Source organism: Pseudolabrys sp. Root1462, from assembly GCF_001426945.1.
GTDB lineage: Bacteria > Pseudomonadota > Alphaproteobacteria > Rhizobiales > Xanthobacteraceae > Pseudolabrys.
Genome location: NZ_LMFS01000004.1, coordinates 110,480 through 125,807, shown reverse-complemented (window position 1 = coordinate 125,807; position 15,328 = coordinate 110,480). Strand labels below are relative to the sequence as shown.

General features: G+C 64.9%; 13 protein-coding genes. 2 read left to right on the top strand and 11 right to left on the bottom strand.

Annotation, left to right across the window (positions count from 1 at the left end; translation table 11 throughout):
• Window positions 1–188: 188 nt before the first annotated feature.
• The 3 genes from ASD45_RS21490 to ASD45_RS21480 form a co-directional block, all read right to left on the bottom strand.
• A complete protein-coding gene (locus ASD45_RS21490; protein WP_056913755.1) occupies window positions 189–647 on the bottom strand; it encodes an HPr kinase/phosphatase C-terminal domain-containing protein in 459 nt (152 codons plus the stop codon).
• 29 nt (window positions 648–676) lie between these two features.
• Window positions 677–2,392 (bottom strand): sensor histidine kinase, encoded by a 1,716-nt coding sequence (locus ASD45_RS21485; RefSeq protein WP_156381049.1) that lies wholly within the window; start codon window positions 2,390–2,392, stop codon window positions 677–679.
• 261 nt (window positions 2,393–2,653) lie between these two features.
• Window positions 2,654–3,352 (bottom strand): response regulator transcription factor, encoded by a 699-nt coding sequence (locus ASD45_RS21480; RefSeq protein ID WP_056913754.1) that lies wholly within the window; start codon window positions 3,350–3,352, stop codon window positions 2,654–2,656.
• 156 nt (window positions 3,353–3,508) lie between these two features.
• On the opposite strand from ASD45_RS21480, the gene ASD45_RS21475 reads away from it, so the two are divergent.
• Window positions 3,509–4,303 carry a DUF2470 domain-containing protein gene (locus ASD45_RS21475; protein ID WP_244485602.1) on the top strand — a complete coding sequence of 265 codons (795 nt, stop codon included), beginning with the start codon at window positions 3,509–3,511 and terminating at the stop codon, window positions 4,301–4,303.
• A 56-nt stretch (window positions 4,304–4,359) separates the two neighbouring features.
• Here the strand turns inward: ASD45_RS21475 and ASD45_RS21470 are convergent, their stop codons facing one another.
• A complete protein-coding gene (locus ASD45_RS21470) occupies window positions 4,360–5,571 on the bottom strand; it encodes a histidine kinase dimerization/phosphoacceptor domain -containing protein (protein WP_056913753.1) in 1,212 nt (403 codons plus the stop codon).
• 294 nt (window positions 5,572–5,865) lie between these two features.
• On the opposite strand from ASD45_RS21470, the gene ASD45_RS21465 reads away from it, so the two are divergent.
• Window positions 5,866–7,488: a phosphoenolpyruvate carboxykinase gene (locus tag ASD45_RS21465; RefSeq protein ID WP_056913981.1), complete on the top strand. Its 1,623-nt coding sequence runs from the start codon at window positions 5,866–5,868 to the stop codon at window positions 7,486–7,488.
• A gap of 64 nt (window positions 7,489–7,552) precedes the next feature.
• Here ASD45_RS21465 and ASD45_RS21460 read toward each other — a convergent pair whose 3' ends face one another.
• The 7 genes from ASD45_RS21460 to ASD45_RS21430 form a co-directional block, all read right to left on the bottom strand.
• Entirely contained in the window at window positions 7,553–7,795 is a 243-nt protein-coding gene (locus tag ASD45_RS21460) for a hypothetical protein (RefSeq protein ID WP_056913752.1), read from the bottom strand.
• A gap of 123 nt (window positions 7,796–7,918) precedes the next feature.
• Window positions 7,919–9,307 carry a Spy/CpxP family protein refolding chaperone gene (locus ASD45_RS21455; protein WP_156381028.1) on the bottom strand — a complete coding sequence of 463 codons (1,389 nt, stop codon included), beginning with the start codon at window positions 9,305–9,307 and terminating at the stop codon, window positions 7,919–7,921.
• A 594-nt stretch (window positions 9,308–9,901) separates the two neighbouring features.
• Entirely contained in the window at window positions 9,902–10,744 is an 843-nt protein-coding gene (locus ASD45_RS21450) for a DUF1989 domain-containing protein (RefSeq protein ID WP_056913750.1), read from the bottom strand.
• A 9-nt stretch (window positions 10,745–10,753) separates the two neighbouring features.
• Entirely contained in the window at window positions 10,754–11,719 is a 966-nt protein-coding gene (locus ASD45_RS21445) for an alpha/beta hydrolase (protein WP_056913749.1), read from the bottom strand.
• Between the two features lie 40 nt (window positions 11,720–11,759).
• Window positions 11,760–12,761: a 4-hydroxyproline epimerase gene (locus ASD45_RS21440; protein WP_056913748.1), complete on the bottom strand. Its 1,002-nt coding sequence runs from the start codon at window positions 12,759–12,761 to the stop codon at window positions 11,760–11,762.
• Window positions 12,762–12,843: 82 nt separating this feature from the next.
• Complete coding sequence (locus ASD45_RS21435; RefSeq protein WP_244485600.1) at window positions 12,844–14,328, bottom strand: lytic murein transglycosylase; 1,485 nt, start codon at window positions 14,326–14,328, stop codon at window positions 12,844–12,846.
• 158 nt (window positions 14,329–14,486) lie between these two features.
• Window positions 14,487–15,257 (bottom strand): DUF2865 domain-containing protein, encoded by a 771-nt coding sequence (locus tag ASD45_RS21430; RefSeq protein WP_056913747.1) that lies wholly within the window; start codon window positions 15,255–15,257, stop codon window positions 14,487–14,489.
• Window positions 15,258–15,328: the final 71 nt, after the last annotated feature.

Here is a 15,328-nt window from a genome sequence, read left to right as displayed (position 1 = left end):
CCCCATGGCAAGGGCTTGACTCGCTATATAAGTGCTCTGCTGCAACGCGGAAAGGCGGTGTCAAAAGCAGGCTCTATCTAGGGTTTTGGGCGGAACACACGCTACGCCCCTTATGGTTAATTTTTCTTAACGAAACGTGGGCTGGGGGCGTAGCGCAGGCCGATTCCGCGGTCAATTCCCCTACCAGGCTATCCCCCGGCCATCGGCCGGGAGCCGAGATAGCCGAGCAGGACCGGCAGGGCGGCGGCATCCGGTGCGACGGCAAGCCGCGGCAATTCGATGCCGGAAACAGCCGTTCGCCCGGCTTCCGGCGGCGGCAATCGCTCGGCATCGCTGGCGGCGAGGTCGATCACGAGGCCGACCACGCCCATCGGTTCGAAGGGCAGGCGGCGGATGCCGAGGCCACGGACCTCGATCAAGCCGGCCAGCGACGGCGCCGGGCGGACCAGCAGGCGGCCGCCATGGACCTCAAGGATAGCCCGGTCGTCGGCAACAAGACGCGCGAACGGTAAATCGCTGCGCCCGGCGATCTGGATGAGGTCGAAAGCCAGCCGCGACTTGCCGGCGCCGGACGGCCCGCGGATCAGCGCGGCATGGGCTCCGATCAGGACGGCTGAGGCGTGGGTGGTGGGGTTGGCGCCGCTCACGTCAGCCTCCGAATCCGTTCCGCGAGCAATCACTTGGCCGGCAGGCGGACGATGAAGCGCGCGCCGAGAATGCGCGGCTCGTCCTCGCCGGTCTCCTCGTTTTTCCGCGTGCCCGCGCCGATGCGGTTCTCGACCCAGATGCGGCCGCCATGGGCTTCGACAATCTGCTTGGAGATCGACAGGCCAAGTCCGGAGTTCTGGCCGAAGCCCTGGTGCGGCCGGTCGGTGTAGAAGCGTTCAAACACCTTCTGCAGAGCATCGGGCCGGATGCCGGGGCCGTCGTCATCGACGATGATCTCGATTTCGTTTTTAAGCTTGCGACAGGTGACGCGCACGGTGCCGCCCTCCGGCGAGAACGAGCGCGCATTGTCGATCAGGTTCGACACCACCTGGCCGAGCCGCGAGTCGTGGCCCGGCATCTTGAACTGTGACGGTTGTCCGCCTTCGAAGGTGAGCGTCACCCTGACGTTGTTCTTGTCGACCTCGTTGGCCGCTGACACCAGCGCGTCGAGCAGCTTGGCGAATTCGACCACCGCAACTTCATGACGCTGCAACTCGGCGTCGAGACGGCTGGCGTCGGAAATGTCCGAGATCAGTCGATCGAGGCGCCGGATGTCGTGCTCGATGACGTCGAGCAAACGCTTGCGGTTGGCATCGGTCTTGGCCATCGGCAGCGTCTCGACCGCCGAACGCAGCGAGGTGAGCGGGTTCTTCAATTCGTGCGACACGTCGGCGGCGAAGCTCTCGATCGCCTCGATGCGGCTGTAGAGCGCATTCGTCATGTCGCGCAGTGCGCCGGACAGTTCGCCGATCTCGTCGCGGCGGCGGGTGAAATCCGGGATCTCGACGCGCGTCTTGATGCGCCGGCGCACGCGCTCGGCAGCGTCGGCGAGGCGGCGCACCGGGCCGGCGATGGTACCGGCGAGCAGGATCGACAGCACCACCATCACGCCGGCGGCCACCAGGAACACCTTGACGATGGCCAGCCGCTCGGCCTCGACCATGTCGTCGATATCGGCGCCCTGCGTCGACAGCATCAGCGCGCCGCGCACGGCGCGGAAGCGCTGCACCGGCACGGCGACCGAAACGATCACCTCGCCGCGGTCATTGACGCGAACCATGCTGGCGTGATGGCCGGCGAGCGCATCGGCCACTTCCTGATAGCTCTTGCCATTCTCCGGGCCGAGTTCCTTGTACAGCGGCAGGTCGCCGCGGCCGAGCCAGCGGCGAATGGCGATAAAAGCACGCTCCATCAGGCTCGGCTGCTCGGCGGTCGGCGACGGCAGGTCGAAGCGGAGGACGTCGCCGCGGCCATACAGATTGCGGCTGTCGAGGATGAGCACGCCCTCGCGATCATAGATGCGGGCGCGGGTCTTGGTCGGCGACACCAGGCGGCGCAGCACCGGCGCCACGCGTTCGGGATTGATCGGGAATTCGAGGCCGGCGAGTGAATCGTCCGGCCCGTAGCTCTCGCCGGCCTGCAGTTCGAGCAGGCGATCAGGATCGATGGTGACGGCGTCGCTTTCGACCGTGGCCGATGCGGCAATCGCGCCGGCGATGATCTCGCTCTGCACCAGCAGGCTCTGCACCCGCGCGTCGATGAGGCCGGCGCGGAATTGCGACAGATACATCTGCCCGACGAGCAGGGCGACGAGACCGGCGAGGTTGAGAAAGACGATGCGGCGCGTCAGGCTCGAGAAGCTGAGCGTGATGAATGCGCCCCAGGCCGAACGCACGAAGCGCATCGGATTCCAGTCGCGCTTCTTCGATGGAATATCCGCGTCGGCGTCGGCCATCTCGGCCTCGCGCGCTTGCTGCTCTGCGGTTCGATCGAGCACGTTGGTTGGATCCAGGATCTTTCGCGCGCCCCCTCAACCGCTCGTCTGCGCGCAAGCGGCGATCCGGGTCTTTGCTCCTGGATCTCCGGTCGCACCGGATTCCCGCTTGCGCGGGAATGAACGGAAGATGTTGCTACCTACGCAGTCTAGCGCAGACGCAGCGCCGGATCACTCCTTGAAGCGGTAGCCGACGCCGTAAAGCGTTTCGATCATTTCGAAGTCGTCGTCGACGACCTTGAACTTCTTGCGCAGGCGCTTGATGTGGCTGTCGATGGTGCGATCGTCGACATAGACTTGGTCGTCATAGGCCGCATCCATCAACGCGTTGCGGCTCTTCACCACGCCCGGACGGGTGGCGAGCGCCTGCAGAATGAGGAATTCGGTGACGGTCAGCGTCACCGGCTCACCCTTCCAGGTGCAGGTGTGACGCTCCGGATCCATGCGCAGCAGGCCGCGCTCGAGAACCTTGGTGGTGTCGATTTCCTTGGGCGCCGAGCCGTCCTTCGGCGTAGCGCGGCGCAGCACCGCCTTGACGCGCTCGACCAGCAGGCGCTGCGAAAACGGTTTGCGGATGAAGTCGTCGGCGCCCATCTTCAGGCCGAACAGTTCGTCGATTTCCTCGTCCTTGGAGGTGAGGAAGATGACGGGAACGTCGGACTTCTGGCGCAGGCGGCGCAGCGTTTCCATGCCGTCCATGCGCGGCATCTTGATGTCGAGAATGGCGAGGTCGGGCGGCGAGGTCTTGAACCCGTCGATGGCGGAGGCGCCGTCGGTGTAGGTCATGATGCGATAGCCTTCGGCCTCGAGTGCCATCGACACCGAGGTCAGGATATTGCGGTCATCGTCCACGAGCGCGATGGTTGGCATAAAAGCCCCTTCTGACGGTGTCGTCCCGCGAGCTTTGAAGCCTGCAAACGGGGTGCGAATTGTGGCCTCTTTGCAACAACTATGTGATTCTGGGCCAGTTTCAAGGGCAAATGGCTGAAAAACCGCCCGATTTCAAAGGCGAGAGGGATTGAAGTCATGACCGAACGACCGGGCCCGCTTCCGGGTTCCATGCCGGACCGGCTGCCGGAAAATGCTCCAAAGGCCGCCGATTTCGACCCGCAGGTGGTCGCCAGGGAACTCCTGCGCCGGATTCGCGCCGGAACGCTGGGCACCCTGGACCGCCATACCGGGCACCCTTTCGCCTCCCTGGTCAATGTCGGCACCGATGCGGACGGCTCGCCGGTCATCCTGACCTCGCGGCTGGCCACCCATACCGCCAATCTCGAGGCCGACGGCCGCGCGTCTATCCTGCTCGCTGAGACCGGCAAGGGCGATGCTCTGACGCATCCTCGCCTGACGGTGCTCGGGCGCTTCGCGCCGGTGCCGCGCGATCAGCCCGACGAGGCCCGACTGCGGCGGCGCTTTCTGGCGCACCATCCGAAGGCGCAGCTTTATGCCGGGTTCGCGGACTTCGCGTTCTGGCGCATGCAGGTGGAAGCGGCGCATCTGAATGGCGGCTTCGCTCGCGCCGCGGACTTGAAAGCCGCCGACGTGCTGAGCGATGTCTCCGACGCACAGGATCTTATCGATGCCGAGGAGGGCGCGGTGTCGCACATGAATGACGATCATGCGGCCGCGCTCAATCTCTATGCGGTGAAACTGTGTGGCGCGCCGGCCGGCGTCTGGCGCTGCACCGGCATCGATCCCGACGGCCTCGACCTGGCGAACGGACCGTTGTCGCTGCGACTTTCATTTCCGCAGCGGGTCACCGATGCGGCCACGTTACGCGTCGTCTTGGCGAAACTGGCGGAGCAGGCGCGCGCCGCATAGAAAAGCCCACATCGGGGCTCGTTACGCTGCGCGCCACGAAGATGTCGACCGACGCTTCATTTCGGCTTCAACGGAACCACAAAGGTAAAACTGGCGCCGCGCGTCGCTGGCCGACTGCCAAGTTCGGCACCTAATTGCTGGATCAATGCAGCGACGAGTCGGGTTCCGAGCCGCTTGCTCTTTGTCATATCGAAGCCGGGCGGCAGGCCGACGCCCTCGTCGTAGATCGACACGCGAACAGCATCGTTGTCGACGCGCGTTACCGTGACCCAAATTGGACCGCCGGTCTTTTCGGGATAAGCATACTTGCCGGCATTGGTCACAAGTTCATTGAGGATGAGCCCGATCAGCATGGCCCGATCGGCTCCGATCTCGATCGTGCCGGCGCCTTCGAAATGCAACTTGTTTGGCGTTACTGCGCCCGCGAGATCGTCGAGGACCACTCTGAGGTAGTCGATGAGATCGATTGCTTCATAATCCGCCGTGTAGGCGAGGTGGTCATAAGCCCGCCCGACGGTCGAAATGCGGGACGACGCTTCGTTGAGGCTGGCAATCACTTCCGGATTCGTGGTCGCTTTGGCTTGCAAATGAAGCATGCCGGCGACGACTTGAAGGCTGTTCTTGACCCGGTGATTGACCTCCTTGATCAAGAGCTGATGGCGCTCGAGCGCGTCCTGCAATTTGCGCTGCGATTGTTGCTGCTCGATCGCCATGCCGAGAATGTTGGCGGCGCCTTGCAGAAACGCCAGGTCGTGCTTGCCGAACTCGCCCGGTGATTTGCTGTCGACCTCCAGAACGCCGAACGGTGAATTGTCGCCCTTCAAAATGACGTTCATGGCCCGCCGGATACCATGTTCGATCAGCAGTTCCGGAGTCCTGAACCGTTGCTCATTCCCGAGATGGTTGGAAATAACAGGCCTGCCGGTGTGCAAGGCAAAACCAGCCGGAGAGGCGAGGTCGGCGCCGACGGTCGCGACACCGACCACGCCCTCGTTCCAACCAACGCCCGCGCGCACCAGAAGGCGGTTCTCGGCCGGCAGGTATTCCATGATCTTGCAGTATTCGGCCTCGATGCCTTCCGCGACAAGGCGGGCGGTCAGATCGAGAAGCACGAGAAACGGCGGGTTCTGCAAAGCCTGAACGCCGAGTTCCGCGAGTATCTCCTGCTGGCGAAGACGAACATTCAATGCTCGCCTGCTCAGGTCGGAGGGATGTGACGCGGTATTGGACTCCACAACCGGCGTTTCTTTGTCGGACGAGTTAGTCATGACGCTGTCTAGCACAAGTCACGATTGAACCGTCGAAAACCGTATTCTGGGTGCATTGCACGATTTGTCAGTCGTCATATGACCCGCTGGATTGGTTGAAACCGCGCGCGCAATTCGCGCGTTAATCCAGCGATGCGACGCAATGCCGGCCCTGCATTATGCATGGCATTTAATCTTGGCATTCACGACGTTGATGATTATGGTCTCGCCTTTCATGAGACTAAGGTCGTAACCGTCGGGCCGGCGATGGCCGGTCCGCTTGGCAAACAGACGCCAGATTCGGGAGAGAATAGCGTGCAAGAAACGGGTGTACGGAACGCCGCTTATGGCGCCGACAAATTCGGTTTCACGGGGCTCAAAGGCGTCAACTGGAACCTGACCGAACCCAAGCTCTACGAGCACGCGCTTCTGAACGGCGAGGCCAATATCGTCGCCGGCGGCGCGCTGTGCGCCGAAACCGGTCACCACACCGGCCGGTCGCCGAAGGATAAGCATACCGTCGAAGACGACCTCACGCGCGACAGCGTGTGGTGGGATGGCAACCGCAAGATGTCGAAAGAAAACTTCGACAACCTGCTCGCCGACTTCCAGGCGCACTGCAAGGGCAAGTCGCTGTTCGCGCAGGACCTCGTCGGCGGCGCCGATCCGACGCACTGCATCAAGGTTCGCGTCTTCACCGAACTCGCCTGGCACTCGCTGTTCATCCGCCAGCTTCTCATTCGCCCGGAGCGCGCCGCGCTTGCCGGCTTCGTGCCGGAAATGACCATCGTCGATCTGCCGTCGTTCAAGCCGGACGCCAAGCGTCATGGCGGCCGTGAAGGCTCCGACACGATGGTGGCCATCGATTTCACCCGAAAGATTGTGCTGATCTGCGGCTCGTCCTACGCCGGCGAGATGAAGAAGTCGGTGTTCACGACGCTGAACTTCTATCTGCCTGCCAAGAACGTCGTGCCGATGCACTGCTCGGCCAACGTGTCGAAGGATGGCAAGGAGAGCGCGCTGTTCTTCGGCCTGTCCGGCACCGGCAAGACCACTTTGTCAGCCGACCCGAACCGCATTCTGATCGGCGACGACGAGACCGGCTGGGGCGAGGCCGGCATCTTCAATTTCGAAGGCGGCTGCTACGCCAAGACGGTGAAGCTGTCGAAAGAAAACGAGCCGATGATCTGGGACGCCACCAACCGTTTCGGTTCGGTGCTCGAGAACGTCGTGTTCGATCCCGACACCCGCGTGCCGGATTACGACGACATCTCCAAGACCGAGAACACCCGCTCGGCCTATCCGCTCGATTTCATTCCGAACGCGTCGCGCACCGGCCGCGCGCCGAACCCGAAGAACATCATCTTCCTCACGGCCGACGCCTTCGGCGTCATGCCGCCGGTCGCCAAGCTGACGCCCGAGCAGGCGATGTATCACTTCCTCTCCGGCTACACCGCGAAGGTCGCCGGCACCGAGAAGGGCCTCGTCGGCGTGCAGCCGGAGTTCTCGACCTGTTTCGGCTCGCCGTTCCTGCCGCGTCATCCGTCGGTCTATGCCGACCTGCTGAAGGAATATATCAACAAGCACCAGGTCGATGTCTGGCTGGTCAATTCGGGCTGGACCGGCGGCATCTACGGCGTCGGCCGCCGCATGCCGATCAAGGCGACGCGCACGCTGGTGACCGCGGCGCTCAACGGCTCGCTCAAGAACGCCGACTTCCGCACCGATCCGTATTTCGGCTTCGCAGTGCCGACGTCGGTGCCGGGCGTCGAACCGCACCTGCTCAACCCGTTCAAGACCTGGAAGGACAAGGCCGCGTTCGACAAGACGGCGCGCGAACTGGTCGGCATGTTCCAGAAGAACTTCGAGAAGTACGAAAAGCACGTCTCGCCCGACATCCGCGCCGCGGCGCCGGAAGTGAAGATCGCGGCGGAATAAGTTTCGCCAAGCGAGAAATAAAGAAGGGCGGTCCTCGTGGCCGCCCTTTTTCATTGGTCTTGCCCTACCAGCCGGCCTCGTAGCGCGGATTGCTCGATGCGCGTTCATAAAGCGGCGAGGTCCGCAAGGTCCGGATCAGCGCCATGGTGCGCGCGGACTCTTCACGAAGGCCTTGCAGCGAACGCTCGATCTCCGCGCGGAAAGTCTCCCGGCGGGCGGCGATGGTGACGGCGCTCTCGACGCGCTCGATAAGCGCGTTGCGCTCGCTGAAGTTCGGGGCGGGACTGCCGGGCTCGGACGCGGGCATGGGCGCTCTCTGACGGGGGTCGGAGCGTCATTGATGGAACCGGCATGGTTAATAAATAATATAGAACGCGAGCGGCCCGGCCGGGAGCGGGCCGTTGGGGCCCGGCCCCGGCGCGGCGCGTTGTTAATTGGCCTGGCCGACGGTGAGGTCGCGGCCCATGCGATTGAAGCGCGCTTTCTGCTCCGGGGTCAGCGATGCGTAGAAGTCGCCGAGCGGCTGCTTCACCGTATTGGCGGCATCGACCATCGCCCTGAGCCGGGTCTCGATCGCCTGCAGGCGGCCGGGCGGCGTCAACGGCGTTTCGCTCGGGCAGGCGGCCTGCAGCACGCCGACGGCTTTCACCGTTGCTTCGCCGAGCGCATCGAGCGCGGTCTGCTGCTTGGCGTCCGGCTTCACCGTATCCTCGATCTGCTCGATCGGCAGGTTGGTAAGGCCGGGCTTGTTCTCGCCGCACTTCCTGGCGTCGTCCGGCAGGGCCTCGCGCGCCTCGCTGTTGTTGGCGACGTTCTTGCCGGGGCCGATTTCGTTGAAGCGTTCCTTCTGCTCATCGCTGAGCGATGAATAAAACGCCTCTAGCGGCGGCCGCACCGTCTCGACGGCCTGCAAGGTAGCGTCGAGACGGCCCGTCATCGAGGCCAGGCGGCCGGGCGGCGTCAGCGGATAGGCATTCTCGGACGGACAGGTTTGCTTGAACACCTCGGCAGCGCGCTGGCCGGCGCTCTGCACGTCCCCGAGCAGTTTCTTCTGCTCGGCATTGAGCCCGATCTTGCTGTCGATCTCGGCAATCGGCCAGGCGGTGATGCCGTTGCCGGGCTGCCGGCACAGGTTCTGCACCGCCGTATAGGTCGGCCGCTGGGCATTGTTGCTTCCGCCACCGCCGGGCGCGGCTTCGATGGAGCCGACATATTCCTCGGGCGGGCCGTACTCGCCGTAATAGACGCCGTCGACGAAGTCGTCATAGGCGTAGTACCAGTAGCCTTCGTCGTAACCGGACGGCCAGAACGTGTAGTCGAAGATGTCGCTATAGGCGTAAGGCCAGAACACCGGCCCATACCAGGCGACGAAGTTGGCGCGATGCCCGGCGCGCCAGGCGCGTCGCGCGGAGATCCGCTGCCAACGCGCGGCATTGACGCTGGCGGCCGCATTTGCCGCGATCGTGCCGTGGCGCGCGGCGAAAGCGCCGGCGAAACGGCCCTGCCGCGAGGCCTGCGGCGTGATGCGCGGCTGGCCGTTACGACGGAGTCGCGGATTCGCTGGGCCGGCCGAGGCGGTGGCGTTGACCCGCGCACTCGGCTGCGCCTGCTGCTGCGTTTGCTGCTGCTGTAGACGCTGCTGCGCACGCTGCTGCCGCGCTTGCTCAAATTTCTGACGTCGCGCCGCCCGCTGCGCCGGCGGAAGATTACGCAGGACGCGCTGTTCGCGGCGGCGCTCGACGCGCTCTTGACGCGCGGTGGCGCGGCGCTGGGCCGGCGTCACCGCGGGTGCGATATTCGGCGTTGCTGCACGCTGCACGGCGTTGTTGGGACGCACAACATTTTGCCGCGGCTGTGCTGCGGGCGGTGTCGCACGTCGTGCGGCGCGGTTGATATGCGGGGCGCTGGGTATTTGCGGCCGTGCGATTATGCGCGGCGTCGCGGCGGGATGCGGCGGCGCCTGCGGGCGGGCGATACGGGGTGGCGCCTGGCGAATGGCGGGCGGCTGCGGCCGCGCGATGTGCGGCGGGGGTGCGGGACGTGCGGCGATCGGGGGCGGGGCCAGGCGCGCTGCGGGAGCAGGATGCGGAGCCGGACGGGCCGCCGGAGCAGCGTGCGGGCCTGGGCGGACCGGTTTTTTCGGATCTGGTGGTTGTTGTGCTTGCGCAGCAGAAGCAGCGGCGACTATCAGGAGCGCGAGCGCACTCCGCGATATGAGGCGAAGAAGGGTACGATCGGTCATGACGTGAATCACTCCGTCCCGGAAAAAAGGTTCCCGCTTTGGTGATTCAACGGACGGCCCGGGGCATTTCCTTCGCTCGCGCTGCGACAGTTTTCGCCGTTGTTCAGGCAAATGTGATCGTCGATGAACCGGTGTTCATCTCGCCGCGATTTTTACTTCGATGCAGGAACTTCAAAGACCGTGCGTGCGCGGATAGGCGTTACGCGGCGGCGGCTGCCAGCCTTTCAGGCTGCCGTCTGCCGGCTGGAAAACTTCCACCTTCAGCGGATGGCAGGCAGCGGCGTCGCTGGAATGTTCGCTGCCGCAGTCGCCGCCGGGGCAGGCCGACAGGGCACCCAGCAAATCGATCTCGGCGAAGAATTCGATGTAGTCGCCCGGCCGCACCGGGCTCGCCTTCATGAAGTACTGATGCGTGTCGCGGGTGAAGCCGGTGCACATGAAGACGTTGAGCACGTCGTGCACATGCATCTCGGCGTCACGCACATCCATACCCCGCGCTGCGGCCAGCGCGCGCGTCAGGTTGGAGTGGCAGCAATAATGATAGTCGCCGCCGGACAGCAGGCGGTGGGTGTAGGGGTCGCATCGCGTGCCGACGACGTCGTGGACGCCGCCGCCATCGGCGTCGAAGCCGTACCAGCCCAGTGTGTCATGGGTGATAGTGGCCAGCGGGCGCAAGTTCGGCAGCGTGCTCCACAGCCGATTACCGGTGGTGACGTGCGTTGCATGCAGGGCGCGGGTCTTGCCGCTGAAGAAGCGCTCCGACAGGTCGTGCGCATTCCACAGGTTGAGGTCGCCGACCTGCGGCCCTTCGATCGAGACGATCCGGAAAAAGTGTCCGGCCGGCACCTCGAAGGTGCGGGCATCGCGCGGCGGCACAATGACTTCGGAGATCCCGGTCAGCGTCCCGCGCGCGCGCTCCAGCAACGCCATATCGGGCCGCGGCAATGTCTCGACCGGATAGCAAACGACCGGTGGTTTGGCGCGGCGGTCGGCGGCGTCGCGGGGCTCGGACAAGCAGCTCTCCTACTGGTGCGCTTCCATGAAGCGGGCGATGTCGGCGATCGCGTCGAGCGACTTCGGCAGCAGCCGGGGTCGCGACACGAAGCCGTGCATCTGTCCGGGATAGCGTGACACCGTAACGGCGACGCCCTCGTCCTGAAGTCGCGCGGCGTAGGCCTCGCCTTCGTCACAGAGCGGATCGAAGCCGGCGAGGATGACGAGTGCCGGCGGCAGGCCCTTGAGCGTCGGCGCAAACAGCGGCGAGCAGCGCCAGTCGCGGCGCTGGCTGACGTCCGGCACGTATTTGTCGATGAAGTCGCGCATGCCCGCGTTGTTCAGGGCGACGCCCTTGTCGAAGCGCTCATCGTATTCGAAGGTCAGATCGGCGATCGGATAGGTGAGGATCTGCGCGCGCAGCTTGATCTTGCCTTCATCGCGCAGCGCCAAAGCGACCGTCGCCGCGAGATTGCCGCCGGCGCTGTCGCCGCCGACCGAGATTCGCGACGCGTCGATATTCAGAAGGCCGGCATTGGCGGCGACCCATTTCGTTGCAGCCACCGCGTCGTCATAGGCCGCAGGAAATGTGTGCTCCGGCGCCAGGCGATAATCGACGCTGACCACCGCGCAGTTCGCCGCATTGGCGACCGTGCGGCAGACCCAGTCGTGGCTGTCGAGATCGCCGATCACCCAGCCGCCGCCATGGAAATAGACCTGCACCGGCAGCGCGTCGCCGGTCAGCGTTGAGACGCCGCGATAGTAGCGCACCGGGATCGGGCCGCCTGGGCCCGGCACCTGATGCTCGCGAACCATAGCGACGTGCGGCAGGTCCGGCTGGTTGAAGGGGCGCGCGCGGCGCATGCCTTCGCGCGCTGCCTCCGGCGTGGCCGGCGTCGTCGGTGGCGGCGGCTGCAAGGCCATGTAGGCTTTGGAATCGGCATCCATTTCTCCGAGATCGGCACGATGACGAACATAGGAAGCAGCGACAGACATGAAATTTTCCTGAGCTCGGGTAGAGGTTGACCGCCGCCGTTCACGCCACGAGGAAGCCGTGAGCGAGCGGATCGCGGTCGTCGACGAAAATGGTGTTGTGGCCGATGACCTGGGCCCAGCCGGCGACGCTCGGCCGGATGGCGGGATGATTGCCGACATGAGTTTCGGCTTCGACCCGGCAGTCGAACATCGTGCCAATGATGCTCTCGTGGATGAACTCCTGTCCGGTCTTCAGCTTGCCCTTGCCGGCGAGCTGCGCCATGCGCGCCGACGAGCCGGTGCCGCAGGGCGAGCGGTCGATCGCCTTGTCGCCGTAGAACACGGCGTTGCGCGCATGGGCGCGCGCGGCGCGCGGCTTGTCGGCCCATTGCACATGGGTGACGCCGCGGATGCGCCCATCTTCCGGATGAACGGGAGCGACTTTCTCCTGCGCCAGCGTGCGGATGATCGGCGACAGACGCTGGATTTCGCTGACCGGCATGCCGTCGAGGCCCGGCCAGTTCGCCTGCGGCTCGATGATGGCGTAGTAGTTGCCGCCATAGGCGACATCGAGCTTGATCGAGCCGAGCGTCGGTACATCGATCTCGACATCGGTGGCGTGCAGATAGCTGGCGATGTTGTAGAGGCGCACCTGATCGACGAAGCGGCCGTTCTGCGTGTATTCGATGGCAACGCGGCCGGCCGGGGCCTCGATCGCGAGCTTGCCCGGCTCGCGCGGCGTCACCAGACCTTCCTCGATCGCGACGGTGACGGTGCCGATGGTGCCGTGGCCGCACATCGGCAGACAGCCGCTCACCTCGATGTACAGCACACCGACATCGCAGTCGTCTCGCGTTGAGGGGTACAGGATCGATCCGGACATCACGTCGTGGCCGCGCGGTTCGAACATCAGCGCGCGCCGCACCCAGTCGTGATCGCGAAGAAAAATCTCGCGCTTCTCGATCATCGGCACGTGCGGCAGCAGCGGTCCGCCGCCGGCGACGACGCGCACCGGGTTGCCGCAGGTGTGGGCATCGATGCAGAAGAAGCTGTGACGCGCCATGAACGGTCTCCGTGGCGACAGTTTATGCGGTGGCGAGCCGTTCTGTCTCTGCCCAAAATGGACAGCAGACCTGTGCCGAACCCTAGCAGCGGCGATATTCGCGAGCCTTTTCGGGCGACATCCGCAGCGTCAGGCAGCCCTGGACGGTCCACACGCGCACGGTGATCTTGTGCGACGGGGCCGCAGGCGGCTGAGCCGCGGCGGCGGGCGGCGGCACGACGGCCGCCCGGGTCGGCGCGGGGCGCGGGGCGGTTTCCGGCGCGGCCGAAACCGGCGGTTGGGTGACCGGCCGTTGCACGGGAGGGGCGTCGGTGGCGGTCTGCTTGGCCAGTGGCGCGACCGCGCCCGGATTCTTGTCGCTCTCGAGCCGCGCGATCAACTCCACGGTCGGCCAGGAATCCGCCGGGAGGCCGTACTGCACCTGCATGGTGCGCACAGCCTTGCGGGTGCCGGCGCCCAGGCGGCCATCGATCTCGCCGACGTCGAAGCCTCGCTTCTGCAACTGCCGCTGCAATTCCATCATCTGTTCGGTGGTGATCGGCTTGATGTCCTTGGCGCCTGCCTCGTCCACCGCCGGCGCGCCGCCGAGCCTTGTGGCGAAATAGGCAACAGTGGTGGCGTAGACCAGCGACGAATTCCAGTCGGTGAAGACGTGGAAGTTCTGATAGGCGAGGAACGCCGGACCCTTGCGGCCCATCGGCAGGATCAGTGAAGCGGGCATCTTGTCGTTCGGCAGCGCGCCATGGGCGGCGCGCACGCCCCACGCGATCCATTGCGAGCGCGGATGCTGCGTGTCGAGGTCGGCTTCCTGCCACGGCATCTCGTCCGGCACTTTCACTTCCTGCAGCCACGGCTCGCCGCGGCGCCAGCCGATCGAATGCAGGTAATTGGCGGCGGATGCCAGCGTGTCCGGAATGCTGTTGACCAGATCGCGGTGGCCGTCGCCGTCGAAATCGACGCCGTATTTGATGTAGTTCGACGGCGTGAATTGCATACCGCCAAACTCGCCGGCCCAGTTGCCGGTCATCTGATCGACGGTCTTGTCGCCGCGCTGGATGATGCGAAGCGCGTCGATCAATTCCTCACGGAATTTATCGCCGCGCCGGCAGTCATAGGCCAGCGTCGTCAGCGCCGGCAGGATCTTGAACTTGCCGAACAGCGCGCCGTAATCGCTTTCCAGGCCCCACACCGCGGTGACCACTTCGCCCGGAACGCCATAGGCCTTCTCGATGCGGCCGAACAGCGCGCGATGCTCCTGGATCTTCGCGAGGCCGTTGGGAATACGCTTGCCGCCGAGCAGCCGGTTGGCGAACTGCAGGAAGGTGAGCTGAAACACGCCCTGGCCTGAGTCGCGTTTGATCACGGACTCCTCGAAATACATGTCGGGCGAGGCGGCGGCGAGCGTCTGCTGCGTGATGCCCTTGGCCAGTGCCTCCTGCTTGAACTGCGTCAGCCAGCGATTGAAGTCACCGGTGTTGACGCAGCGCGGCGCTGCCATGGCTTCTCCGGTCACGGCGAAAGTCGCCAGGACAAGGCCGGCCGTCACAATCAGCTTGGCAAATCGCATGCGTCCCATCCGCTGGCGCCCAGAGCCCGTCAGGCCCTGGAATCTTCCGATATGGCAGCCTGCGTCAAGGCCGCATCGCCAACGACGTTAAGGCCGATTCATGGGGAAATGATGGTTTCCGGCCGCATTCGGCACGGGCCGACGGCTGTCAGCCAATCTTAGCGCAGCGCCTCGGCGCGCGCATTGAGGGCCGCCTGCGGGATCGAGGAGGTCACGTCACCTTGCTGCGGCGCTGGCCGCGCCACCTTGGTGGCGCCAAGCTGGCTCCGTGCTGCCTTCGACAGGCCGGCATAGTCCTGCACCGGCGTGAAGTTCGCCGTGACGTTAGAGCGGTCGGCGCCGCCCTTGCCCGTGAATGCCATCAGTCCGGTTTCCGTGGCGACGATATCGCCGGGGCGCAAAGTGGGATCGGTCGTGGCGTCGATATGCGCCAGGCCGAACGCCGTGCGGCCGTTGCAAGTGCAGCCGGAGGCCAGCTTCTTGCGATAGGCGTAGGCGTTCGGCAAATCGGCGTAGCGGCTGCCGTCGTTTGTCGTGGCGTAATCAATATCGCTGCCGACGAAGAGCTTGGTCTCGGCAGCCGGGCAGAACGAATGGCACGCGTCGGCGGCGCTCATGCCGGCATGCGCGACCACCGGGAAGTAATGGCCGTCGCAGCTACGCACGCAGAACGCCTTCGCCGGACCGGAGTTTTCGGCGCGGACATGGCTGCTGTCGCCCTCACCGCCACCGATGTGACCGAGCAGGCTGGTGAAAGGATCTGACGTGGGCGCCGGAGCGGGGCGTTCGATGGCGCGGCCGATGCTGCCGAACAGCCTGTCAAAAAAACCGGCGGAAGCGGGCGCGGGCAAGGTCAGCAGGGCGACGACACCGAGACCGGTACCGAGGGCCAGCGCCTGAAACATCCGCTTTTTGCTGGCACGCGCCATATCTACGCCCGCAGTCGCCGCAAATCGCGCCGATTTGGCGCGCTTTTTCCAACGCAACAACGCATCACGGA